Origin of the sequence: Streptomyces amritsarensis (assembly GCF_001953875.1) — a bacterium.
GTDB lineage: Bacteria > Actinomycetota > Actinomycetes > Streptomycetales > Streptomycetaceae > Streptomyces > Streptomyces amritsarensis.
Genome location: NZ_MQUR01000032.1, coordinates 1 through 23,369 on the forward strand (window position 1 = coordinate 1; position 23,369 = coordinate 23,369).

The following is a 23,369-nucleotide window of genomic DNA, read 5'->3' on the forward strand; positions in this document are numbered from 1 at the left end:
CCCGCGACCGTTCCCGGTCGCGGGGCCCCTGCCGTCGTCAGCCCTTGCGCAAGGCGGCCATCAGGGCCCGTACGTCCTCGACCGCGGCCGCGGTCAGGGTGTCCTGGTCGGGCCGCGCCTGCGGGGTAGCGCTCGGGCCGATCTCCTCGTCCGGGGAGCCGAAGAACATCAGCTCGACGGTGAACACCGCACCACCGTCCCGGACGCGGAGCTGAAGACCGTCGGAGGCCTCGGACGCGCGGACCAGTGCCTGCTCCCCCAGGCCGGGCATCTCCTCCCAGGGCACGTCGTCACCGAAGATCCGTTCGTAGTACGAACCCAGCGCGAACTCGGGCCCCGGATCGCTCTTCTTGTGCAGCTCGACCAGGACCACTGCGGAGAACCCGCCCGAACCTCCCGGCCTGTCGCTGCCGTAGCTGCACGCCGCCCAGTCCATGGCCGGATGCCGGCCTGCCTTGTGCGGGGTGGCGTCCGTGAAACCGCCCGTCGCCCGCCCGAGGGCCGGTGCCTTGAAGTGCTCGCACAGGTTGTCCGTGACCGCGTACCGGACCTCCGGCCCCACCGGCCGCAGCCGGTCCCCGAAGGCGTACAGCCCGCCCGCCCACAGCGCGGACGTGACCACGACGGCCACCGCGACCCACCGCAACGGCCGGGCCGGCCCCCGCGGGGGCACGGCGTCGTCCTGCGCGGCCTCCGCCGGGCGCTCCGACTCCCATGCCCCGTCGAGCTCGGGCTCACTGATCATCCCGCCCCCTACTCCTTCAATACCGCCATCAGCGCGCGGGCGTCCTCGACCATCGCCGCCTGCATCACGGCGGTGTCAGTCGGCGTGTTCTGTGCCGTGCCGGTGCCGTAGGCCTCGATCGTGAACACCGCCCCGCCGTCCAGCACCCTGAGTTGGACGACCCCGTCCCCGGGGGTCGTGAAGAACACCGCGCGCTCACCGAGACCCTGCACCGCCTCGGTGCTCCCCGCACCGAGCGCGGCGACGAGCCCGAGCGACGGCACGTCGAACTCCGGCGCGGGATCGGTCTTCCTGTGCAGATCGACCTGCGCCCGCACGGTGAGGCTGGACACGCTCTCGCCGTTCCGCAGCTCGCAGACGGCCCCGCGCACGGCCGGGTGGTCGTGCTCCTTGTTCACCGGCCGGTAGCGGTGCAGGTCTCCAGCGATCCGGCCCAGCGCACGGGCCCGGAAGTCCTCGCAGAGGTTCTCCGCGGCCCGGTACGAGAGCTCCGGCGCGGCGAGCCGGTCCCCCAAGGTGTACAGGCCGAGCGCCCACACCGCCGAAGCGGTCACGGCCCCGCCCAGGGCCCACAGCCACGGCCGTCGCGCCCCCGGGCCGTCCGCCTCCGCTCCGTGCGGTGCGAGCCGCTCCGCCGGCCCTTCCGCACGGTCGGCCTGCCACCCGCCGTCGAGCTCCGGATCGCTGATCATCCCTGCCCCCCGTTCACCGTTGCTTCCCGAGCGCCACCAGCCGCGCCCGCACACCCTCGATCATGGCAGCCCGGCTCGCTGAAACGTTCGGCTCCGGTGGTGCGCGATTCGGCCAGGCACCGCTACGGCCGGGTGTACTCCTCGTCGTCGGATACCACGCCCAGCGCCGTCGAGCCGTGCGGCGCCGGGCCGGCCATTCCCGCCCCGAGATGGTGCTGGTCGCGGGAGTACGCCTTCAGGTATCCGACCACCGTGTTGGTGACGGCCACCAGCGGAACGGCCACCACCGCCCCGCCGATGCCCGCGATCATCCCGCCGGCGGCGACCGCGAGCACCACCGCGAGCGGGTGTACCCGTACCGCCCGGCCGAGGATGAACGGCTGGAGCACGTGCCCCTCGATCTGCTGCACCGCCAGCACCACCAGCAGCGCCATCAGGGCGGTGAACACCCCCTGTGTCACGAGCGCCACGACCACCGCGAGGGCGCCCGAGATCACGGCGCCGACGAGCGGGATGAAGGCGAACAGGAAGATGAAGACGGCCAGCGGCACAGCCATCGGCACATCCAGGAAGTAGAGCCCCAGACCGATGAAGATGGCGTCGATGAGCGCGACGATGACCGTGCCGCGCACGTACGCGGTCAGCGTGCGCCAGGCGCGCGGACCGGCGCCGGCGACACCGGCGCGGGCGGCCGCCGGGACCAGGCCGAGCGCCCAGTTCCAGATGCGCTTGCCGTCGTAGAGCAGGAAGAGCGTCGAGAACATCGCGAGCAGCATGCCCGTGAGGATCTCGACGAGGACGGTCACGCCCTGGAGTCCGGCGGAGGTGATCTGTTCGGTGTTGGTGCCGATGGTCTCGCTGAGGTTCTTCGCGATGTCGTTGATCTGCTTCTCGGTCACGTGGAACGGACTGTCCAGTGCCCAGAGTTTGAGCTCGTTGATGCCGTCGCGGACCCGGTCGGAGAGGTCGTCGAGGTTGTCCATGACCTGCCAGACCACGAACCAGCCGACGAGCCCGATGACGACGAAGCCGAGGACCGCCGTGACGGCCGTGGCCAGGCCGCGCGGCAGACCCAGTCTGCGCAGCCGGACGACGAAGGGCTGGAGCATCGCGGTGACGAGCATGGCGGCCGCGAAGGCGAGGACGACCAGGCGGACTTCGCTGATCACCTTCATCAGCACCCACAGCATTCCGGCGAGCAGCAGCAGCCGCCAGCTGGCCTCGGCGGCGACGCGCATCCCCCACGGGACCACGCTCGCCGGGTCGGGCCGCTCGGGGCGCCGGTAGCGCGCGGGGGCGGGCTCCCGGACCGCGGGGGGCTGCTGCGCCGGGGCGTCGGAGGCCGCGGGAGCGGCCTCGGCCGCCACGGTCTGCCGCGGCGGCTCGGGCAGATCGCCTGCGGTCTCGGCCTCGACCTCGGCGCGCCGCTCGTTGAGCCGCGCCTCCATCTCGGTCAGCCTGTTGCCCAGCCGGCCGAGCCAGCCTTCCCTCTTCGCCATGTCGCTTCCTTCCCCCGCCCCCCGTCTACGGGCACACCCCGAAGACCGTACACGCGGGGAGCCCCGCACCGTACGACGGTGCGGGGCTCCCCGGGGTTGAGCGGTGGCGCCGCGGTGCGGCAGCGGCCGTCAGTACCAGCCGTTGGCCTGGTGGAAGGTCCACGCGGCGCAGGGGCTGCCGTAGCGGTCTTCCATGTAGTTCAGGCCCCACTTGATCTGCGTGGCGGGGTTGGTGCGCCAGTCGGCGCCGGCCGAGGCCATCTTCGAACCGGGCAGCGCCTGGACCAGACCGTAGGCCCCGGAGGACTTGTTCACGGCCAGGTAGTTCCAGGTGGATTCCTGGTTGATGATGTTCGAGAAGCACTGGAACTGGCCGGCCGGAACCATCTGCTGGGCGATGGCCTTGACCTGGGCGACCGTGTAGGAGCTCTGGACGGCGAAGTCACCGGCGTCGCGGGCGGCGGAACGGCTGGCGACTTCCTTCGCCTCGCGTTCCCTCTTCGCCTTCTCGTCGGCGGCCTTCTGCGCCTCGGCCTTCTTGCTCTTGGCGTCCTCGGCGGCCTGCAGGCGTGCCGCCTCCTCGGCCGAACGCCTGGCGTCGGCGTCGGCGGCGTGCGCGATGGTGTCGGCCTGCTGCGTCAGGGACGCGCTCTGGACCTCTGCCTGGTCGCCGACCGGGATGTCTGCGAGGAGGGTCGCCCCGGACGCGGTCGTCTCGAGATCGTTCGTGGGGTCGCCGGTGGCAACGCCCACGACTGCGCCGACGGTGGTGACCGCGGTGGCCGAAGCCACTGCGAACCCCCGGACCGAGATCCGGCTCACACGGTGTCCTTCCAGCAGCGTCCGCAGTGACCGCGCGGGCGCAAAAGTGCCCTCGTCTCTGGCCTCCGTGGTTCTACGGTCACTGGAGGCGCGGGCCCGTGGGCAACTCCCCTGCGGGGGCTGCCGCGTGAAACTACCGGGCGGCATACGGCCATCGGCTGTGGAGTTGTGGTGCTGCGCGTACCTCACGGGAGGTACCGGGGTCCCCCGGACGAAGTCTGGAGGAGTGCCGTATGCGGGGCCTGACGGAAACCAGACTCTGCCGGACCTCGACACCGCAAGGCAATTCTCCGTTGCGTGTGAAAGGTCACACCTGGGATGCCCTCGTCGATTTCGTCAAAGGACTGTGCAGCACGACGCCGCCCGGCTAGGCTCTCGGGCCTTTGCCGGGCGGCGCCAACTCACCTTCCCGCTATGCGTTTTTTGACCGCTTCGACCGGCGGGCGGGCGGCACCGCCGGGCTCACCCCCGTCAGAGGCTCTCCAGCATCTCGGTCACCAGGGCGGCGATCGGGGAGCGCTCGGATCGCGTCAACGTGACGTGGGCGAAGAGCGGATGGCCCTTCAGCTTCTCGACCACGGCGACCACTCCGTCGTACCGGCCGACCCGCAGGTTGTCCCGCTGGGCGACGTCGTGGGTCAGAACGACCCGCGAATTGGCCCCGATCCGGGACAGAACGGTCAGCAGGACGTTCCGCTCGAGCGACTGCGCCTCGTCCACGATCACGAAGGCGTCGTGGAGCGAGCGGCCGCGGATGTGCGTGAGCGGCAGGACCTCCAGCATCCCGCGGTTCAGCACCTCCTCGATGACCTCCCGGCCGGCGACCGACGACAGCGTGTCGAAGACCGCCTGCGCCCACGGGCTCATCTTCTCCGAGGCGTCACCGGGCAGATAGCCGAGGTCCTGGCCGCCCACCGCGTACAGCGGCCGGAAGACCATCACCTTCTGGTGCTGCCTGCGCTCCAGCACGGCCTCCAGGCCGGCGCACAGCGCCAGCGCCGACTTGCCGGTGCCGGCCCGGCCTCCCATCGAGATGATCCCGATCTCGGGGTCGAGGAGGAGGTCCAGCGCGATGCGCTGCTCGGCACTGCGCCCGTGCAGCCCGAAGGCGTCGCGGTCGCCCCGTACGAGCCTGACGTTGCCGTCCGCCGTGACCCGGCCCAGGGCCTTGCCGCGCTCGGACTGCAGGACCAGCCCGGTGTGCACGGGCAGTTCCGCGGCCTCCGGTACGTAGAGCCGCTCCTCCGAGTAGAGGAGGTCGACCTGCTCCCCGGAGAGGCCGATCTCGCTCATGCCGGTCCAGCCGCCGTCGGTGATGGCGAGTTCGGCGCGGTACTCCTCCGCGATCAGCCCCACGGAGGAGGCCTTGATGCGCAGGGGGAGGTCCTTCGAGACGACCGTGACGTCGTAGCCCTCGGCCTGCAGATTGCGGGCGACGGCGAGGATCCGCGAGTCGTTGTCCCCCAGCCGGAAGCCGGCGGGGAGGACTCCGGGGTCTGAGTGGTTGAGCTCGACGCGCAGGGTGCCGCCCAGATCGCCCAGCGGGATGGGTGCGTCGAGGCGACCGTTGCGAACCCGGAAGTCGTCGAGCAGGCGCAGGGCCTGGCGCGCGAAGTAGCCGAGTTCGGGATGGTGCCTCTTCGCCTCCAGCTCGGTGATCACCACGATCGGGAGCACGACCTCGTGCTCGTCGAAGCGGGAGATCGCGTTGGGGTCTGCCAGCAGGACGCTGGTGTCGAGGACGTAGGTCCGCCTGTCGGGCAGGCGGCGCTTTGTGCTGGTCACCACGGAAGGACGTACCCCCTCGGAAGAGGTCGGGCCATGAAGACCGGACCGGTCATCGGCACCCATGCCAGGGCCGATTTCCGGCCCTCCACTGCGTCCGTGCGAACCGCACGTGCGTCCTGGTGCAAAGGGCCTCCCGGGCGGACGACCCCATGCCGTCCGCTGAGACTCGACACCCGTGGATCGGGCATCGACCTGAAAGGGATATTCCCCGATCAGGCCAGGCCATGCCATGGCATATGACGGACGCTCGGTGAATCCCTGGTGAAGGCTTCGAGGGGAGGGGAAGGCGGGGCGCAGGGGGCTCCGACACGGCCGGACCCCCCTCCGCGGCATCAGGTGCCGTAGCGCCGGTGGCGGGCCGCGTAGTCGCGCAGGGCGCGGAGGAAGTCGACCTTGCGGAAGGCCGGCCAGAAGACCTCGCAGAAGTAGTACTCGGAGTGCGCGCTCTGCCACAGCATGAATCCGGACAGCCGCTGCTCTCCGCTGGTGCGGATCACGAGGTCCGGGTCGGGCTGGCCGCGCGTGTAGAGGTGCTCGGCGATGTGGTCGATGTCGAGGATCTCGGCGAGCTCCTCGAAGGAGGTGCCCTTGCGCGCGTGCTCCAGCAGCAGCGAGCGCACGGCGTCGGCGATCTCCTGGCGACCTCCGTAGCCGACGGCGACGTTGACGAGTATCCCGTCGACGTCGTGGGTGGCCTGCTCGGCCTCCTTGAGGACCGTCTGCGTCCCGGCGGGAAGGATGTCCAGGTTGCCGACGTGGTGGACGCGCCAGCGGCCGTCCGCCGCGAGGCCCCGCACGGTGTTCTCGATGATGTTGAGCAGCGGGCGGAGCTCGACCTCGGGCCGGTCCAGGTTGTCCGTGGAAAGCATCCACAGGGTGACGACCTCGACGTCCGTCTCGGTGCACCAGCCGAGCATCTCGGAGATCTTGTCGGCCCCGGCCTGGTGGCCCTGCTCCGTCGTGCCTCCGGACGCCTTCGCCCAGCGGCGGTTCCCGTCCAGGATGACGCCGATGTGCTTGGGTGCCGCGTCATGGTCGAGGCGGCCTTCCACCCGGCGTGCGTAAAGCCTGTACACCAGGTCGCGCAACTTCACGATCTTCCAGCCCCTCCGTGCCTTGCCCCCGTGCGAAATGCGGTCCCTCCCCCGAGTCCGCCACATTACTGCGCGGCGGGAGGGGGTACCCAACTCGGTCTGTCACAACTCCGTGATAGGGAGGACAACGTGACTGATACCAATCCCTATCGGGCAGAGTCCTCGCGCTACGACTCCATGGAGTACCGGCGCACGGGCCACAGCGGCCTCAAGCTCCCCGCCATCTCCCTCGGCCTCTGGCACAACTTCGGTGACGACAGGTCCCTGGAGTCCCAGCGGGCGATCCTGCGCCGCGCCTTCGACCTCGGCGTCACCCACTTCGACCTCGCAAACAACTACGGGCCGCCGCCCGGCTCGGCCGAGCTGAATTTCGGCAAGATCTTCGCGCAGGACTTCGCGCCCTACCGCGACGAGCTGATCCTCTCGACCAAGGCCGGCTACCTGATGCACCCCGGGCCGTACGGCGAGTGGGGCAGCCGCAAGTACCTGCTCAGCTCGCTCGACGCCTCGCTGAAGCGGATGGGCGTGGACTACGTCGACATCTTCTACTCGCACCGCTTCGACCCGCAGACCCCGCTCGAGGAGACCATGGGCGCCCTCGCGTCCGCGGTCCAGCAGGGCAAGGCGCTCTACGTCGGCGTCTCCTCCTACACGGCCGAGCAGACGGCCGAGGCCGTGCGGATCCTGCACGGGATGGGCGTGCGCCCGCTCATCCACCAGCCCTCCTACTCCATGATCAACCGCTGGACGGAGGAGGACGGGCTGCTGGACACCCTGGAGGACGCCGGCATGGGGTGCATCTCCTTCGCGCCCCTCGCGCAGGGCCTGCTGACCGACAAGTACCTCCAGGGGATCCCGGCCGACTCCCGCGCCGCCCAGGGCAAGTCGCTGAACCCCGACCTGCTCTCGGACGACGTGCTGCACCGGCTGGCCGGGCTGAACGCGATCGCCTCGCGCCGCGGCCAGTCCCTGGCCCAGCTCGCACTCACGTGGGTGCTGCGCGACGAGCGGATGACCTCGGCCCTGATCGGCGCGTCGAGCGTCCGGCAGCTTGAGCAGAACGTGGCCGCCCTGGCCGGCGCGCCGCTGTCCGAGGCCGAGCTGAAGGAGATCGACTCCTTCGCGGTGTCCACGCCCGGCACCAACATCTGGGCCCAGCGCGGCTGACCTGCATTTTCGCCCCAACACCCGCGCGGGCAACGGGTGAACGGAAAACGGGCCGGTCCGTGGGGGGGATACGGACCGGCCCGAGGGGGGGGTTCCACCATAACCCTTCGTAAAGCATGCTGCGTGCATCGCCGCGCGATGATTACGCTCCGAAACCGCCCAGCAGCACTCCGGTGAGTGCGCCGACCGCCATGAAGGGGCCGAACGCGAAGCCCTGGTCACGGGTCGCGGAGCCGCGCAGCAGCAGGGTCAGGCCGTACAGCGCGCCGTAGAGGAGGCCCAGGAAGGCCCCCGACGCCCATACCCCCCACCCGTACCACCCAAGAGCGACCCCCAGCGAGAGCGCCAGCTTGACGTCGCCGAGGCCCATGCCGGCGGGGTTGATCAGATGGAGCACCAGGTACGCCGCCCCGAGCGCGCCCCCGCCGAGCAGGGCGAGCCGCCAGGACCCGGCCGAGCCGGGCAGCAGGGCGGCGATCCCGAGCAGGGCGGCCGCCCCGGCCGCGAGCGGCAGCGTCAGGACGTCGGGCAGCCGGTGCACGGCCCGGTCGACGAGGGCGAGCAGGACGAGGAGCGGGGCCAGTGCCGCGTACGCCGCCGCCTCGGGCCGCACCCCGACGGCCGCCGCGATCAGGGCGCACACCGCTCCGGTGAGGGCGGCCGGGAGCAGGGCCCGCGGCCCGTAGGCGTGCACCGGCCCGGGCGCGGCGGGCCCCGGCCCGGGCACGGCCGGCTCCGGCCCGTGCGCGTACCCCGGCCCGTACGCGTATCCCGGGCCGGGCGGGGCGGGCTCCGGCCGGGGCGGGCGGCAGCGCGCCGGGCCGAGCCAGCCGCGCAGCCGGTGCCCCTGCGGGCAGCTGTGCCGCCAGGGGGTCCCGGGGGCCACGGACAGCCGGTAGGCCGCGCGCGGCAGCAGCAGCCCGGCGGCGGCGCCGTACCCGGCGGCGAGAACGATCACGACCACACCCATGGGGCGAAGGTAGGCGGTCCCCTCGGGGGGTGTCTCGCCGTTCGGGCCGGATCAGGGAGCCGGGTCCGACCGGCAGGGCACCCCCTAAGGTGGCCGCCATGGCGCACTGGCATGACGGCCCCGCCGCGTTGCGGGTCGGATCCGACCCCACACCGATCCCGCTGGAGGTCGCCGCCTCCTACCGGGCGCGGACGCGCGGCCTGCTCGGCCGGGACGGGATCGAGGGGGCGATGCTGCTGACGCCCGCGGCGAGCGTGCACACCTTCCGGATGCGGTTCGCGATCGACGTGGCGTACCTGGACCGGAACCTGCGCGTGCTCGACGTGGCCACCATGGCTCCCGGCCGGCTCGGACTGCCGCGGCTGCGCGCCCGGCACGTCCTGGAGGCGGCGGCCGGCGCCATGGCCGGCTGGGGCCTGGCGGCCGGAACCACGCTGGAAGTGGACACCGCCTAGGAGGAGCTCGCCGCCGGGAGTAGGTTGGGGCGGTTGAGCTGGGGCATCAGGGGAGCGGCATGACGGAGAACGCGCGGATCAAGGCGCTGGAGCAGATCATGCCGGCGACGCACGGCGCCGACGAGGACGTCGACTGGCCCGCGGCGGAGGCGGCCTGGGGGACCCGGTTCCCGTCGGACTTCATCGCGTTCATGGGCCGCTTCGGCGCAGGCTCCATCAACGGCGAGGCGAGCATCCTGCTGCCGATGCCCAAGCCCGGGCTGCAGTGGGATCCGGCCGAGATGGCCGAGGAGACGGACAACGCTCGGCAGATGTGGGTGGCGGAGGGCGGCCGTTCGGCCTTCGACGTGGACCCGGAGTCGATCATCGCGTGGGGCGTCGCGGGCGGCTCGGACATCCTGTGCTGGCTGACCTCCGATCCCGATCCGGACCGCTGGCCGGTGCTGGTGTGCGGCCGCCACACCGCCGACTCCTTCGCCGTGTACCCGTACGGCATGGCCGAGTTCCTCTTCCGGCTCTGCTCCGACGAGTTCGACGTGAGCCCGGTCAGCATCACCTTCTGGGACGGCGGGCACCTGAGCTTCGTGCACTGGCGCAAGGCGCAGCGCCGCTGGCAGGAGGGCCGCAACCCGGAGACGGGCGAGCCCGACCCGTACGCCGGCGAATTCACCGACTGACCGAGCGTTCCCCGCCACCACCGGCTGCCGGCCCGTTTCCCTGACGGAAACGGGCTTTTCGGCATGTCTACGCGCGTCTACTTTATCGGCCGCATATCAAAAAACACCAGCCGGAAAAGCTGCGGTTGGAGCATTCACCACAAGTACGGCCCCCATGGAAAACCCACCCGTCGCACAGGAGAGAATTCCGGCCAACGGGCCATCGAGGGATCACCCTGCCCGGAGCAACCCATAAGTAATAACGAGACGCAAAAGAAATTCAGGGGAATACACCCGTGCGACGGAGAATTTTCGGCACGACCGCCACCGCGACCGTGCTCGGCCTGCTGATACCGCTGGCGGGATGTGGCGGTTCCGGGGACGAGGCAGGTGGCGGGGGCACACTGCACCTGGTCGCCGCCGAATACGGCGACAGTCCCGCCACCAGTTCCAAGCCGTTCTGGGACAGGGTGACGGCCGATTTCACCGAGGAGAATCCGGGAATCAAGGTCGAGGTCAAGCTCCTGCCGTGGGCGGACATCGACCGCGAGGTCTCCCGTATGGTCAAGGCCGGCAAGGCGCCGGACATCGCGCTCATGGGCTCCTACTCGGACTTCGCCGCCCAGGGGCAGCTCTATCCCGCCGACGAACTCCTCTCGGTCACGGCCGAGGCGAATTTCCTCCAGCCGCTGGCCGACGCCGGCTCGGTGGGCAACACCCTCTACGGCCTGCCCTTCGTGGCGAGCAGCCGCCTGCTCTTCTACAACGAGGCGCTGTTCACGAAGGCCGGCATCAGGGAGGCCCCCAAGACCTGGTCCGACCTGAAGGCCGCCGCNNCCGCTGGGGCCCGAGGAGGCGCACGCGGAGGCGCTGATCTGGGAGCTCAGCAACGGCGGCGGCTACGCCGACAGCAGCGGCAACTACAGCCTGGCCTCCGACCAGAACATCAAGACCTGGGAATGGGTCAAGGAGAACATGGTCGCGACCGGCTACACGGGGACCACGTCACCGTCCCGGCTGAACCGCGCCGACGCCTTCGCCGCCTTCACGCGCGGCGAGGTCGGCATGCTCAACGGCTACCCCGCCCTCGCCCACGAGGCGCGCGCCAAGGGCGTCAACGTCGTCACCACCACCATGCCCGTCTCGGACGACCTCGGCCCCGGGGAGACCCCGCCGACCGTCGGCGTGGCCGACTGGATGATGGCCTTCAGGCAGAACGGCAGGCGCGCCGAGATCGGCAGGTTCCTGGACTTCGTCTACCAGGACAAGAACCTGTCGGACTTCGCCAGCCGCTACCACCTGCTGCCTTCCACCGTGACGGCTTCGCGCACCCCGGCGGGCGGCGGACTCGACAAGAACGACCAGCAGTTCCTCAACGCGCTGCGCGGCGCGCAGCTCTACCCGGTCAACGACCCGTCCTGGGTGACGGTCAGCGACACCATCAAGCGCAACATCGGACGTGCCGTGGAACCGAACGGCAATCCCAAGGGCGTCCTGGAGGACATCGCCGCACAGGCGTCCCAGGCCTCCAAGAAGCAGTGAACTCCCCCTGAAGTCCCCCACGACACGGGGCCTTCGACCCGGGCCGCAGACCATCCCGTGCGGCACCATGGCCGCTACGGCCCTTGATCCCGGGCCGCGGCCCAGTCGCCCGCCGAGCACTCACGAGGTGCGCGGGGCGGCCGGACCCCGACGGGAGCCTCAGCGCTGCTTCCCGTGGTCCTGGGAGAACGCCGTCCGGTACTGCTCGCAGCTGGAGTTCCAGCGCAGGGAGCCGTGGAGCGTCCCGTAGCCCGAGCGGGTGACCGACCACTCCACCGTGTACTCGCCGGTGTCGCACGCGATCCGCTTGCCGCCCGCGACCTTCTCGCGCCCCGTCGGCGGCTTCCCCGTCAGCTCCTTGCGCACCTGAGCCACCGCGGACCGGTCCGCGCGGCGCAGTACGGCGTGCACGACGATCGGGTGCTCGCCTTCCTTGACCGTCACCGCCTTCTTCACCACGGTCGAGTCCGACACCGACCAGGCGAACTCGTAGGAGGGTTCCCACGCCAGCGTCCTGGGGTCGCCGGCCTTCCGCTCGTAGTCCGGCGCGGCCGAGTGGCCGGGGCGGGTGACCGTCTTGTAGCGGACGCCGGGGTGGAAGCGGAACTGCGCCTCCACCTTGTGCATCTCGTCGTCGGTCCACATCGACTTCATGGTCTTCTCGCCGCCCGCCGGGTCCTGCAGGTACATCGCCGGCTCCGCGGCGGTGGCCTGCTGGACGAGGACGGGAGCGAGGGCGGCGGCGGCCGTGGCGAGGGCGAGAGCGGCGGTGCGGGTGCGCGTCATGCCCGGCCCAACGGGGCCCCGTCGCGGGCCGGAACGAGGCCGCGCGGCCTTTCACCCGTACGGGAGCCCCCCGGCCGCCGGAATATCCGATGATCGGCTTCCGTTCGGGAGCAGCGGAACGACGATCCGATCCGAGGGGGATGCGATGGGCGGGAACGAGAACGCGACGGCGGACCGGGCGGGGTGGCTCGGGCCTGGCGGGGCGGGCACGGGCGCGGGCACGGCGGTGCGTGCGGGCGTCGGCGTGCGGGGCACGGTGGCGGCCGGCTGGGAGCGGGTCCGGGAGGAGTTCGAGGCGTTCGCGGCGGCCGAGCCGCACTCGCCCGAGGCCCAGCTCGCCGTCCACCACCGGGGGCGGCGCGTCGTCGACCTGTGGGCCGGCGAGGACACCGACGCGGACACGCTGAGCGGGGTCTTCTCCATCACCAAGGGCGCCGCGCACCTGGTGGTGGCACTGCTCGTGCAGGACGGCACGCTGGAGCTGGACCGGGCGGTGTCGGCGTACTGGCCGGAGTTCACCGGGGACGGCAAGGAGCGGCTGACCCTGCGCCAGCTGATCAGCCACCAGTCGGGCCTGATCAACGTGGACGGGGGCTTCGACTACGAGGAGATCGCGGACGACGCGCTGATCGCCGCCCGGCTGGCCGGGCAGAAGCCGTACTGGGAGCCGGGGACGGCGTACGGCTACCACGCCTTCGTGATCGGCGCGCTGACCGGCGAGGTGGTGCGGCGGGCGACGGGCAGGTCGATCCAGGAGGTGTACGAGGAGCGCGTGCGCGCACCGTACGGGTTGGACCTCTACATGGGGCTCCCGGCCGCGCAGGAGGGCCGCTGGAAGCCGGTCCTGGAGATGCTGCCGACGCCGGAGCAGGCCGCGGCGCGGGCGGCGGAGGGGCCGGTGCCCGAGCTGCTGGCGGTGGCCTTCAACTGGCACCGGGAGCCGCCGATGGACCTGGTGGCCCACGCCAACCACCCGCGGACGCGGGAACTGGGTCCGGCCTCGGCGGGCGGCATCGGCTCGGCGCGCGGTGTGGCGGGCCTGTACGCGGCGGCGATCAGCGGGGTCGGCGGCCGGGCCGCGCTGCTGGAGCCGGGGACCGCGGCCGAGATCGCGCGGCTGCACACGCCGGGCCAGGAAATCCTGACCGGGGAGGTGGACCACTTCGGGCTGGGCTTCGAGCGCCAGCCCGAGGTGGGCCCGCAGGCCTTCGGGCACTGCGGTGCGGCGGGCGCGCAGGGCTTCGCCGACCCGGTCACGGGGATCGCGTACGGGTACACGCGCCGCCGCTTCGGCTTCCCGGGCGGGCTGGCCCCGGAGAACGCGCGCCTGACGGCGGCGGTGCTGGAGGTGGCGCGCAGCCTGTAGGCGGGGCCTGGCGGGCGGATTCGGCCCGGCCCGGCGGATTCGGCGGGGCCGGGCCGGGGCCGGCAGATCCGCCTGGCCGGGGCGGGCCGGTGGGGCGGGCGTGGCCCGGCCGGGTGGGGCGGGCCTGGCCCGGCCGGGCGGGTGGTCGGTGGGGTCAGGCTTGGCCGGTTTCGAAGCGGCTGATGCGGCCGCCGCCGGGGGCGATGGTGAAGCGCCAGGCGGTGCGCATCTCGCCCCAGGTGTCGTTGCGGTAGTCGATGACGAGGGCGCGGCCCCCGTCGGACTCGGACAGCACGTCCATGTGGCCCCTGGAGTCGAAGATCTCCCGGTCGACCCAGTCGTGGAGGTCGCGGTCCGATCCGTCGTCGGACATGGTCGCGTCTGCGGTCAGCAGCTTCAGGAAGGCGTCCTTGTCGTGCGCGTTGACGGCGGTGACGAGGGCGCCGACCACGGGGTCGGACAGTTTGCCGGGGGCGATGGCCACAGGAGCCTCCTGGTCGGGCGTACGTTCGTCCGTGCCCGACCAGGTAACAACGCGGGCGGGTCCGTGTCGTCGACCCTCACCCGTTCGCGCGGCGGACGGCGTGTCAGGAGCGGCCGGGCCGGCGGAAGCCGGGCGGGCGGCGGCTCACGGGGTGTCGGGTGCGGTGCGGACCGGGAAGCCGGTCGGCCGGCCCTGGTCCCTGAGCCAGGCCAGTACCTGGTCGAGGGCCTCGACGGTCTGGGCGCGGTTGCCGCCGCCGTCGTGGAAGAGGATGGTCGGTCCGTTGCCGATCTCGCGCTTGACGGCGTCGACGACGGCGGCCGTGCCCGGCTTCCGGAAGTCCTTGGTGTCGACGTTCCAGCCGAGCGGGCGCATGCCGTTCGCGGCGGCGATGCGCCGGCTGTCGGGGGTGAACGCGCCGCCGGGTGCCCGGTAGTACTCGACCTTCGCGCCGCCTCCCGCGGCTTCCTCTATGAGCTTCTTCGCGTCCAGGATCTGCCGTTCCTGGTAGTCGACGGGCTTCTTGTCCATGGCGGTGTCGTGGTCCATGGCGTGGTCGCAGAGCCGGTGGCCGGCCGCGACGACCTTCTTGACGAGGTCGGGGTGGGCCTTGGCGTGGGGTCCGACCATGCAGAAGGTCGCCTTGACGTCGTGCTTGTGCAATACGTCGAGCACCTTGGGGGTCCAGTGGGGGTCGGGGCCGTCGTCGATGGTGATGTTGACGGCGTTGCCGCCGCTCTCCGAGGAGTGGGCTATGCCCTCGGGTATCCCCTGCTGCGCTCCCGGCCGACCCGCGGGACCGTGGCCGGAGTTGTCCGTTCGGCCCGGCTGGGCCCCGTTCTGCCGGGCGGCCGCGTCGGCGCTTCCCGGTTCCACGAGGGTCACCACTCCCCAGACGGTCGCCGCGACGACGGCGGCCGACGCGACGACGGCCGCACCGGCCCGGACGCCCTTCTTGTTCGTGTACGTCGAGAAACCCATGAACCGTCCACTCCCATCCGCTGTGCGAGCGTTCCGCCGTGCTGTGAGCGTTCCGTGGATCAGGACGTCCGCCACCGGAGAGGAGTTCCAGTCAAATCACCCGTAAATTCCCTGTAATGGGACTGACAGGACTGATGGGGTTGATGGGACTTTGGTCCTTGATCACCCACCTTTCCTTTCCGGCGCGGCGTGGCGGAAAACGGTCCGGCCCCGGTGGACGCGTGCGTCCTCCGGGGCCGGGATGGCGTCCGCCGGGGCCGGGGTGGCATGCGGCGGGGCCGGGGTGGCATGCGGCGGGGTCAGCGCGCGAGTGACTCCTGCGCCGCCGGGACGGACTTGGCGTCGGCCGAAGCGGACGTGGCGTCGGCGGGGGCGGACGTGGCGTCGTCCGGGACGGGCCCCGCGCCTCTCAGCGGGACCTCCTTGACGAACCACGCGGCCAGGAAGCCCAGTACGGCGACGGCCGCGCCGAGCAGGAACGCGGAGTGCGTGCCGGCGGCCACCGCGTGCTGGTAGGCCGCGCGCACGGCCTCGGGCAGCTTGGCCAGGCTCGCCGCGTCCAACTGGGCGGAGCCCGCGGCTCCGGCAGCCTCCGGGCCCAGGCGCTCGGACATGGTGTCCGTGACGCGGGAGGTGAAGAGGGAGCCCATCAGGGCCACTCCGAAGGAGCCGCCGAGCGTACGGAAGAGGGTGGCGGAGGACGACGCGACACCCATGTCCTTCATGTCGACGCTGTTCTGCGCGACCAGCATGGTGATCTGCATCAGGAAGCCGAGTCCGGCGCCGAGGACGGCCATGTAGAGGCCGGACACCAGGCGGGTGGTGCCGGTGTCCATGGTCGCGAGCAGGAACATGCCGACGACCATGAGGCCGCCGCCGATGATCGGGAACATCTTGTACTTGCCGCTGCTGGTGGTGACGCGTCCGGCGACGAGCGAGACGGCCATCATCGAGAGCAGCATGGGCAGGAGCAGCAGGCCCGAGTTGGTGGCGGAGGCGCCCTGGACCGACTGCTGGAACAGCGGGAGGTAGAGCACGCCGCCGAACATGGCGAAGCCGACCAGGAAGCCGATCACGGACATCAGGGTGAAGTTGCGGCTGCGGAAGATGTGCAGCGGCATGACCGGCTCGGCCGCCTTGGTCTCCACGTAGAGGAACGCGGCGGTCGACAGCACGCCGACGGCGCCGAGGCCGAGGATCTGGGCGGAGGTCCAGTCGTACTCGGTGCCACCCCAGGTGGTGACGAGCACGGTGGAGGTGATGGCGACGGTCAGCAGCGCCGCGCCGAGGTAGTCGATCCTCGGGCGCCGCCGTTCGGCGTTCCGGGGCAGGTGCAGGACGGCGGTGACCATGGCCAGGGCGACGGCGCCGAGGGGGAGGTTGATGTAGAAGGACCAGCGCCAGCCCATGTGGTCGGTGATGGTGCCGCCGACGAGCGGGCCGCCGATCATGGCGAGGGCCATCACGCCGGCCATCATGCCCTGGTACTTGCCACGCTCTCGGGGCGGGATGAGGTCGCCGATGATCGCCATGACGCCGACCATCAGACCGCCGGCGCCGAGGCCCTGGACCGCGCGGAAGCCGATGAGCTGGCCCATGTCCTGGGCCATGCCGCTGAGCGCGGAGCCGATGAGGAAGATGACGATCGAGGTGAGGAAGGAGCCCTTCCGGCCGTACATGTCGCCGATCTTGCCCCAGATGGGGGTGGAGGCGGCCGTGGCCAGGGTGTACGCGGTCACCACCCAGGACAGGTGCTCCAGGCCGCCGAGCTCGCCGACGATGGTGGGCATGGCCGTACCGATGATCATGTTGTCGAGCATCGCCAGCAACATTGCGATCATGAGGGCCATGAGGACGACCCGTACGCTGCGCGGCTTCACCTCCGGCGAGGTCTGCGCGGGCTTGCTTGTCTCCACCATTTCCTGTCCACTCCCCTGGGCACTACCTGCCGGAACAGCACTTACTTGCCGACCGGCTAGTTCACTAGACTGGGGACGGTAGACCCGTAACTTGCCGGGCGTCAAGTAAGCAATCGAGGAGAGTCATGTCCAGCAGCAGTCCGCAGCGCCGTCGTGGCGACACGCGCCAGCGCATCCAGGACATCGCACTGGAGCTCTTCGTCGAGCAGGGGTACGAGAAGACGTCGCTGCGCGAGATCGCGGAGCGGCTAGAGGTCACGAAGGCGGCGCTGTACTACCACTTCAAGACCAAGGAAGACATCATCATCAGCCTCTTCGAGGACGTCACGCGTCCCATCGACGAGCTGATCAAGTGGGCGGAGCAGCAGCCGCGCACCCTGGAGACCAAGCGTGAGGTGCTGCGCCGCTACAGCGAGGCGATGGCGGCGGGCGCCGCGCTGTACCGCTTCATGCAGGAGAACCAGGCCACGACGCGCGAGCTGAGCATCGGCGAGACCGTGAAGAAGCGGCTGTACCGCCTGGTCGAGCTGCTGCGCACGGACGACGGACCGCTGACGGACCAGGTGCGCTGCGTCAGCGCCCTGTTCACGCTGCACGCCGGGATGATGTTCCTCCAGCACGTCGAGGGCGACCCGGAGGAGACCCGCCTGGCCGCCCTGGAGGTCGCCACGGACCTCATCACGCAGGCCCACCACGAGGATTCGTGAGCCGCCACGAGGGTGCGTGAGCCGCGGCCGGCCCCACCCTGGGTTCAGCCACCCCGCCCGGGGTTCGGGACCGGCCCCGGAGCAGGGCGCCGACGGCCGGCCCCGGGGAGGACACCCGTCAAGGTCGGGGCCGCCCCCGTCGTCCGCACGGCCTGGGGGCCGGCTGTCGGGACGCTCGGCCGGCCGCATCGCCGATGAGCTCGGCCGCGGCGATCTCGTCCAGTGGGACCAGGCCTGCGCTCTTGACTGCCTCTTCGGTCTCCGGGAGGCGGTCCGTCGGCTCCCAGCGCAGGTCCGGGCCGAACAGCTCGTCGTGGCGCTCGCCCCGCACGACGCGGCGTCGCAAGAGGGGAGCTCGGCCCCCGTCGGCGGCGTAGTACGAGACACGGCCCGTGGTGTCCAGAGCGTCGAGCACCGTCTCGCCGAGCGCCCGGAAGGGCGGAGTGCTCAGGTTCCCCTGCGGGGTTCCCGGACGGAAGGACACCCCGGTCAGGTCGAGGCCGCCTGCGTCGTCCCGTACGAACTCGCCGCCCCGCTCGTAGAACAGGACCAGCGGTTCGTAGAGGTCCGGCAGGTCGGGCATGGCGGCCGGGGTCTGCTCGCGCATTTCGGCCAGGCGCACGGCGCCCGCGCAGGTCTGCCTGAGCTCCGAACCCGGCACGCGGCCCAGGTACGCGTCGAGTTCCGCTGCCGTTTCGGGTGAAAGACGGAACCCGGGGTCCACGTATTCCGAGACGTCGAAGAAGGGCCAGGCGCTTTCGGCCGAATACTCCTGCGCCCACAGGGCGGCGCGCCTCAGATACTCGCGCATGAGAATGCGCCGGGACATGACGCACGCGAGCACGCGGTCCCAGTCACCGACCCACTCCACCGCGCGGAGCCGGTTCAGCATGCCGGATGCGGCCCGTTCGGCCACTTGAGAACGTCTCGGATTCAGGTCTGCTCCCACGGTGCGGGGTCCGGGCGGCGATACCACCACCACTCCTTGGGTTTTGGCCACCTGCTGAAAGGCGGCGTGCTCGTTACCTGTCGAGTTCTAGAGAGCGCCGCACCACACCTCCGGCCGGCCCCGCCGCATGCTCATGGGCAGGGGGCGGAGCCCGTTGAGGCGAGGAAGGCCAGGAGGTTGTCGGCGTAGCGCTGCGGGGCGGTGAGGTGGGGGACGTGTCCCTCGCCGGGCAGGGTCCGCGCCTGCGCCCCTGGCAGCACCTGTGCGAGCCGGTCGACGATCGCGCCGAACCACGCCGGGCTGTCGGTGCCCTTGCTCAGCATGGCCGGGCCGGTGTAGCCGGCCAGCCGGGCGAGGTCCACGGTGTCCCAGTCCGGGTCCGACTGTTCGTCGGCGGCGGTGGGGGCGTTGGTGACGAACGTCCGGCGGGTCGCGTCCGGCATCCCGTCCCACGCGCCCGGCCCGAACACGACCTCCTCCACGAACCGGCGTGCGCCGCCCTCGGAGTCGCCCGCGCGCACGTCCGCCATGACGGCGTCGATGGGCGCCTGCGCGTTCCGCATCAGCCGGTCGAGCTCCGGGTCGCCGGCGACGACGGCGGTCAGGGGCGGCTCGTGGACGGCGAGGCTGCGCAGGAGTTCGGGGCGGCGGGCGGCGAGGCCGAGCGCGACCGAGCCGCCGAAGGAACTCGCGGCCACGTGGACGGGTGCGCCGAGCATCTCGATGAGCGCGGCCAGGTCGTCCTCGTCCTGGGTCCGGGTGCCCTGGCCCGGCGGGCGTTCGCTCAGGCTGTGGCCGCGCCGGTCGTAGACGAGCACCCGGTGGGCGCGGGTGAGGTGCGGCAGGACGGCATTCCAGCTGTGGTGGTCGGTCCAGGAGCCATGGACCAGGACGAGCGGTTCCCCGTCGCCCTCGATCTCGTAGAAGAGCTCGACGCCGTTCACGCGAATCCGCGCCATGCCTGATTCCCCCTGCCCGTTGCCCTGCCGGACTCCCCTGCGGAGCCTTGATCATCTTCTCAGGCGCGGGCTGCTGCGGGAGCGGCCTCCTCACATCCGAGGGGTGTCCGCCCGTCAGGGGATCCGGCGGTCCTCGGCGGTGATCGGGACGTCGTTGATGCTGGCCTCGCGGCGGCGCATCAGGCCGTCGTCGTCGAACTCCCACTGCTCGTTGCCGTGGCTGCGCCACCACTGGCCGGAGGCGTCGTGCCACTCGTACTCGAAGCGGACGGAGATGCGGTTGCCGGTGTGGGCCCACACCTCCTTGCGCAGCCGGTAGTCGAGCTCGCGCTCCCACTTGTCGGCGAGGAACGCGCGGATCTCGTCACGGCCGGTCAGGAAGCGGTCGCGGTTGCGCCAGACGGAGTCCTCGGTGTAGGCGAGGGCGACGCGCTCGGGGTCGCGGCTGTTCCAGGCGTCCTCGGCGGCCTGGACCTTGGCGCGGGCGGATGCGTCGGTAAAGGGCGGCAGGGGCGGACGGGTCACGGTGCAGCCTTCCGAGGTCGAGGAAGAGGAGAACGGTCGTTCTCCAACGCCTCCCCACCCTAGGAGAACGGGCGTTCTCGCCGCAAGCGGTATCGGGCTACGCTGCCCTCATGGACGACGAAGAGGCACGGAACCGCCTGCTCGACGCGGCGGAGGAGCTGTTCTACCGCCACGGCATCCAGGCGGTGGGCATGGACCGCATCCGCACCGCGTCCGGGGTGCCCCTCAAGCGCCTCTACCGGCTCTATCCGGCGAAGGAATCCCTGGTCTCGGCATACCTGGAACGCCGCGACCGGCGCTGGACGGCGAGCCTTCGCGCATCCGTGGCGGGCGCGGCGGAGCCGGTCCCCGCCGTCTTCGACTGGCTTGCGCGATGGTTCTGCGAGCCCGGCTTCCGCGGCTGCGCCTTCCTCAACGCGTACGGGGAGCTCGGCGTGGCCGCACCGGAGGTCGTCCGCGTCCACAAGGCCGAACTCCACGCCCTCCTGGCCGAACTGGTCCCGGCCGGGGCCCCGCCCGCGCTCGCCGACCAGCTGCTGATCCTGGTCGAGGGCGCGACGACGGTGGCCGCCCTGAGTCCCGGCCCGGAACCGGCCCGCAGGGCGCGCGAGGTCGCGGAGCTCCTCCTGCGGCAGTGACGCAGGTCACTCCGGGCTGTCGCGTTCGGCGGTCACATGCGTGCGACGGGATCCGTCAGTGCTGTGCAACCACCGATACGGCAAGCAGCCCGGAGACCGGGAGACCAGGAGACCGCCATGGACGCACGACTGAACTTCTACGCAAACGCCGTCGCCGCCAAGTTCGCGAGGTACATCAACTCCGCGGGGAAGGTCGTCTCGGACTCGACCCTTCCGGCGGCCACCCAGGAGCTGGTGAAGATCCGGGCGAGCCAGATCAACGGCTGCGGCTTCTGCACCGACATGCACACCAAGGACGCCGCACACGCCGGGGAGAGCGCGCAGCGCCTCCACCTGGTCGCGGCCTGGCGCGAGGCGACGGTGTTCACCGACGCCGAGCGGGCGGCGCTGGAGCTGACCGAACAGGGCACGCGCATCGCCGACGCGGCCGGCGGGGTCACGGACGAGGCGTGGGCGAACGCCGCCAAGCACCACGACGAGGACCAGCTGGCGACGCTGGTGTCCCTCATCGCGCTGATCAACGCCTACAACCGGATGAACGTGATCATCCAGCAGCCGGCCGGCGACTACCAGCCGGGCCAGTTCGGCTGACCCCTGCCACCGGCTGCGCGCACCGGGGACCGGCGTGGAGGGGACCGGGTCGCGCCCGCCGCGTCGCCTCCACCGACCGGCCGGCACCGCACCGGCCCGGGTGGGGGTGCGCAGAGCGGCTGCACAGGTGTCCCGCCCCGGCACCCGGCCGGTGCGGGACGCGCGCGGCACGTGAGCGGCGACGCCTTCCGGGGACGGGCCGCGGCCGGCCCAGGGGCGGATGTCGACTCCCTCCAGCGGGACGAACGAACCACGGCCCGCCCACAAGTGGGCCGGGGTCGCCCCATGCGCTCCTGTCGAACCAGGGCGGATCACCACCGGTCCCGACTCTCGTGCGGCACGGGCTGCCTTCGCCGGCTTCACAACGCCCCGGCGCCCCGGCGCCCCGGCCTCAGGCCTTCACCCGTCCAGCGAGCGGCCGGTGGGGCAGCGTCGCCCAGGTACGGGTCCCACCGCCGGGCTCCCGGGACGGCCCGAGGCCCCAGTTGCCGCCGTGGTCGCGCACCAGCGCCGAGAACACCCGGAGGGTGGAGCGGCGGCGGGCCTCGCAGAGCGCGGCGAGCCGGGGGTGGGTGTGGGCGGGGTGCGCGTCGTAGACGATGACGCGCAGCTCGTCGTCGCGGAAGCGGACGGACAGGTACAGCTCGCCGTACGGGTCCATCCGCCAGGCTGAGCCGAGGAGTTCCGAGGCGGCCTGCACGGCTGTCGGTTCGAGGGGGTCGAGTGCGTAGGCATGCAGGGCTGCCCGTACGGCCTGTCGGGCGATCCCGGCCGAGCGGGGCGAGGCGGGCAGGGTCATGCTGCACGACAGCCCTTCCGCGAGGACTGCCTGACCGGCGGTCCCGGGGTACGGGGCGACCGGGCAGGCGGATGCGGCGGTGTACGGGTGGGGGTAGGGGTACGGGGTAAGCAACTTCGGCTCCCAAGTCGTCGAAGGGCAAAGACGGTTCGGCTTCGGAAGCTCGACGCGCACAAGGGCCTACGAGGACCGTTCACAGGCGGCATGGCCGGCGGGTGTGGCTCGTCCCCCGGGCAGGGCCGGGCGATGCACTTCAACTCGCCTTGCGTAAGCGGTGCGTCACCCAATGTAGCGCCGAAGGTGGGCAATTGACCACCCAACTACCTGGGCGGTCAGCCCGTGGTCCGATGGGCAGCGACACGGCAGACTGCTCCCATGCCGCCACGTACCTCGCCGACTGAACGGCAGAAGCGACTGGGCGCCGAGCTGCGCAAGATGAGATTGGCGGCGGGCGTATCCGCCGAATCCGTCGCCGGGTTGCTCGGCCTCGACCGATCCAAGGTTTCCGCGATCGAACAGGGCTTCCGCGCCATCAGCGAGGAGCGCCTCCGCTCACTGGCCCACCACTGCGGCAGCGCGGATGAGGTGTACATCAACGCCCTCGCCGCGATGACCCGAACCCGCAAGCGCGGGTGGTGGGAACGCTACAGGGGCTCCCTGTCCGCCTCAGTGCTCGACATCGCCGAGCTGGAGGCGCACGCAACGCGCATGAGGTGTGCGCACTCGGTACACATCCCGGGCCTGTTGCAGACCAGCGAGCACGCCTTGGCCCTCTTCCGGTTCGTCGTACCCACACTCCCGGAAGAACAGGTGGCTCTGCGTCTCGCACACCGGTTGGAGCGCCAACGGGTGCTGGAGGGCGATTCGGCGCCCGACTACGTCGCGGTCGTACACGAAGCGGCGCTGCGCATGCAGTTCGGTGGGCGCAAGGTGGCGCGGGCGCAGCTGGAGTACCTGGGGCACATGGCGGAACGGAGCAACATCGACCTCCGCGTGCTGACCTTCGAGGCAGGCGGGTTCCCCGGCGCGGGCCAGACGGTCAACTACCTCGAGGGGCCGACCCCCCGGCTCGACACCGTGCAGGTAGACAGCACCCACGGCCCGGACTTCCTGCACACCGAGGCTCAACTATCCAAGTACCGGGCTCAGCTGGACTGGATGGAGCGGCTCAGCCTGTCACCAGCCTCGTCGCGGGACTTCATCCATGCCTTGGCCCGCCAACTCTGAGAGGACAC

The 23,369-nt window shown here is 71.3% G+C and carries 24 protein-coding genes and 1 pseudogene; 10 read left to right on the forward strand and 15 right to left on the reverse strand.

The window, feature by feature from the left end:
• Nucleotides 1-37 precede the first annotated feature (37 nt).
• The 6 genes from AVW11_RS15785 to AVW11_RS15810 all read right to left on the reverse strand — a co-directional run bounded on the left by AVW11_RS15785 (nt 38) and on the right by AVW11_RS15810 (nt 6,640).
• Nucleotides 38-745: a hypothetical protein gene (locus AVW11_RS15785; RefSeq protein ID WP_076044303.1), complete on the reverse strand. Its 708-nt coding sequence runs from the start codon at nt 743-745 to the stop codon at nt 38-40.
• 8 nt (nt 746-753) lie between these two features.
• Nucleotides 754-1,437: a hypothetical protein gene (locus AVW11_RS15790; protein WP_076044304.1), complete on the reverse strand. Its 684-nt coding sequence runs from the start codon at nt 1,435-1,437 to the stop codon at nt 754-756.
• Between the two features lie 122 nt (nt 1,438-1,559).
• Nucleotides 1,560-2,936, reverse strand: a complete 1,377-nt coding sequence (locus AVW11_RS15795; protein WP_076044305.1) for an AI-2E family transporter — start codon at nt 2,934-2,936, stop codon at nt 1,560-1,562.
• Between the two features lie 129 nt (nt 2,937-3,065).
• On the reverse strand, nt 3,066-3,758 hold the full coding sequence (locus tag AVW11_RS15800) for an aggregation-promoting factor C-terminal-like domain-containing protein (RefSeq protein WP_060180483.1): 693 nt from the start codon (nt 3,756-3,758) through the stop codon (nt 3,066-3,068).
• A gap of 471 nt (nt 3,759-4,229) precedes the next feature.
• Nucleotides 4,230-5,546, reverse strand: a complete 1,317-nt coding sequence (locus AVW11_RS15805) for a PhoH family protein (RefSeq protein WP_030850454.1) — start codon at nt 5,544-5,546, stop codon at nt 4,230-4,232.
• Nucleotides 5,547-5,878: 332 nt separating this feature from the next.
• The gene (locus AVW11_RS15810) at nt 5,879-6,640 is read right to left on the reverse strand and encodes an isoprenyl transferase (protein WP_030850457.1); all 762 of its coding nucleotides are present in this window, start codon (nt 6,638-6,640) and stop codon (nt 5,879-5,881) included.
• A 129-nt stretch (nt 6,641-6,769) separates the two neighbouring features.
• Here AVW11_RS15810 and mgrA point away from each other — a divergent pair, with 129 nt between their 5' ends.
• Nucleotides 6,770-7,807 carry an L-glyceraldehyde 3-phosphate reductase gene (mgrA, locus tag AVW11_RS15815; RefSeq protein WP_030850459.1) on the forward strand — a complete coding sequence of 346 codons (1,038 nt, stop codon included), beginning with the start codon at nt 6,770-6,772 and terminating at the stop codon, nt 7,805-7,807.
• 142 nt (nt 7,808-7,949) lie between these two features.
• Here mgrA and AVW11_RS15820 read toward each other — a convergent pair whose 3' ends face one another.
• Nucleotides 7,950-8,777: a prepilin peptidase gene (locus AVW11_RS15820; protein ID WP_076044306.1), complete on the reverse strand. Its 828-nt coding sequence runs from the start codon at nt 8,775-8,777 to the stop codon at nt 7,950-7,952.
• A gap of 98 nt (nt 8,778-8,875) precedes the next feature.
• Between AVW11_RS15820 and AVW11_RS15825 the strand changes: the two genes are divergently transcribed.
• From AVW11_RS15825 to AVW11_RS39425, 4 genes and pseudogenes are all read left to right on the forward strand, one after another.
• Nucleotides 8,876-9,232 carry a DUF192 domain-containing protein gene (locus AVW11_RS15825; protein WP_030850464.1) on the forward strand — a complete coding sequence of 119 codons (357 nt, stop codon included), beginning with the start codon at nt 8,876-8,878 and terminating at the stop codon, nt 9,230-9,232.
• Nucleotides 9,233-9,291: 59 nt separating this feature from the next.
• Nucleotides 9,292-9,909 carry an SMI1/KNR4 family protein gene (locus AVW11_RS15830; protein ID WP_030850467.1) on the forward strand — a complete coding sequence of 206 codons (618 nt, stop codon included), beginning with the start codon at nt 9,292-9,294 and terminating at the stop codon, nt 9,907-9,909.
• 449 nt (nt 9,910-10,358) lie between these two features.
• A pseudogene (locus tag AVW11_RS39420) lies at nt 10,359-10,691 on the forward strand (ABC transporter substrate-binding protein); the annotation flags it as partial.
• Nucleotides 10,692-10,863: 172 nt separating this feature from the next.
• Nucleotides 10,864-11,430, forward strand: a complete 567-nt coding sequence (locus AVW11_RS39425; protein WP_476755987.1) for a type 2 periplasmic-binding domain-containing protein — start codon at nt 10,864-10,866, stop codon at nt 11,428-11,430.
• A 159-nt stretch (nt 11,431-11,589) separates the two neighbouring features.
• Here AVW11_RS39425 and AVW11_RS15840 read toward each other — a convergent pair whose 3' ends face one another.
• Nucleotides 11,590-12,216, reverse strand: a complete 627-nt coding sequence (locus AVW11_RS15840) for a hypothetical protein (RefSeq protein ID WP_060180479.1) — start codon at nt 12,214-12,216, stop codon at nt 11,590-11,592.
• 145 nt (nt 12,217-12,361) lie between these two features.
• Between AVW11_RS15840 and AVW11_RS15845 the strand changes: the two genes are divergently transcribed.
• Nucleotides 12,362-13,582, forward strand: a complete 1,221-nt coding sequence (locus AVW11_RS15845) for a serine hydrolase domain-containing protein (RefSeq protein WP_078857759.1) — start codon at nt 12,362-12,364, stop codon at nt 13,580-13,582.
• A gap of 154 nt (nt 13,583-13,736) precedes the next feature.
• On the opposite strand, the gene AVW11_RS15850 is transcribed toward AVW11_RS15845, so the two are convergent.
• The 3 genes from AVW11_RS15850 to AVW11_RS15860 form a co-directional block, all read right to left on the reverse strand.
• Nucleotides 13,737-14,066 (reverse strand): hypothetical protein, encoded by a 330-nt coding sequence (locus AVW11_RS15850; RefSeq protein ID WP_030850475.1) that lies wholly within the window; start codon nt 14,064-14,066, stop codon nt 13,737-13,739.
• A gap of 144 nt (nt 14,067-14,210) precedes the next feature.
• Nucleotides 14,211-15,047, reverse strand: coding sequence for a polysaccharide deacetylase family protein (locus AVW11_RS15855; RefSeq protein ID WP_060180478.1), 837 nt, complete (start codon nt 15,045-15,047; stop codon nt 14,211-14,213).
• A 299-nt stretch (nt 15,048-15,346) separates the two neighbouring features.
• Complete coding sequence (locus AVW11_RS15860) at nt 15,347-16,966, reverse strand: MDR family MFS transporter (protein WP_076044307.1); 1,620 nt, start codon at nt 16,964-16,966, stop codon at nt 15,347-15,349.
• A gap of 125 nt (nt 16,967-17,091) precedes the next feature.
• Between AVW11_RS15860 and AVW11_RS15865 the strand changes: the two genes are divergently transcribed.
• Nucleotides 17,092-17,673 carry a TetR/AcrR family transcriptional regulator gene (locus tag AVW11_RS15865; RefSeq protein ID WP_060180476.1) on the forward strand — a complete coding sequence of 194 codons (582 nt, stop codon included), beginning with the start codon at nt 17,092-17,094 and terminating at the stop codon, nt 17,671-17,673.
• A gap of 118 nt (nt 17,674-17,791) precedes the next feature.
• On the opposite strand, the gene AVW11_RS15870 is transcribed toward AVW11_RS15865, so the two are convergent.
• The 3 genes from AVW11_RS15870 to AVW11_RS15880 all read right to left on the reverse strand — a co-directional run bounded on the left by AVW11_RS15870 (nt 17,792) and on the right by AVW11_RS15880 (nt 20,106).
• Complete coding sequence (locus AVW11_RS15870; protein ID WP_143568848.1) at nt 17,792-18,565, reverse strand: hypothetical protein; 774 nt, start codon at nt 18,563-18,565, stop codon at nt 17,792-17,794.
• A gap of 188 nt (nt 18,566-18,753) precedes the next feature.
• The gene (locus AVW11_RS15875) at nt 18,754-19,581 is read right to left on the reverse strand and encodes an alpha/beta fold hydrolase (RefSeq protein WP_060180474.1); all 828 of its coding nucleotides are present in this window, start codon (nt 19,579-19,581) and stop codon (nt 18,754-18,756) included.
• Nucleotides 19,582-19,695: 114 nt separating this feature from the next.
• Complete coding sequence (locus AVW11_RS15880; protein WP_060180473.1) at nt 19,696-20,106, reverse strand: nuclear transport factor 2 family protein; 411 nt, start codon at nt 20,104-20,106, stop codon at nt 19,696-19,698.
• Nucleotides 20,107-20,216: 110 nt separating this feature from the next.
• Between AVW11_RS15880 and AVW11_RS15885 the strand changes: the two genes are divergently transcribed.
• Both AVW11_RS15885 and AVW11_RS15890 read left to right on the forward strand, forming a co-directional pair.
• A complete protein-coding gene (locus AVW11_RS15885) occupies nt 20,217-20,744 on the forward strand; it encodes a TetR/AcrR family transcriptional regulator (protein WP_076044309.1) in 528 nt (175 codons plus the stop codon).
• Nucleotides 20,745-20,861: 117 nt separating this feature from the next.
• Nucleotides 20,862-21,335, forward strand: coding sequence for a carboxymuconolactone decarboxylase family protein (locus AVW11_RS15890; protein ID WP_076044310.1), 474 nt, complete (start codon nt 20,862-20,864; stop codon nt 21,333-21,335).
• Between the two features lie 391 nt (nt 21,336-21,726).
• Here the strand turns inward: AVW11_RS15890 and AVW11_RS15895 are convergent, their stop codons facing one another.
• On the reverse strand, nt 21,727-22,248 hold the full coding sequence (locus tag AVW11_RS15895; protein WP_076044311.1) for an ATP-binding protein: 522 nt from the start codon (nt 22,246-22,248) through the stop codon (nt 21,727-21,729).
• 261 nt (nt 22,249-22,509) lie between these two features.
• On the opposite strand from AVW11_RS15895, the gene AVW11_RS15900 reads away from it, so the two are divergent.
• Nucleotides 22,510-23,361 (forward strand): helix-turn-helix domain-containing protein, encoded by an 852-nt coding sequence (locus AVW11_RS15900; protein WP_060180469.1) that lies wholly within the window; start codon nt 22,510-22,512, stop codon nt 23,359-23,361.
• The last annotated feature ends 8 nt before the right edge of the window (nt 23,362-23,369 follow it).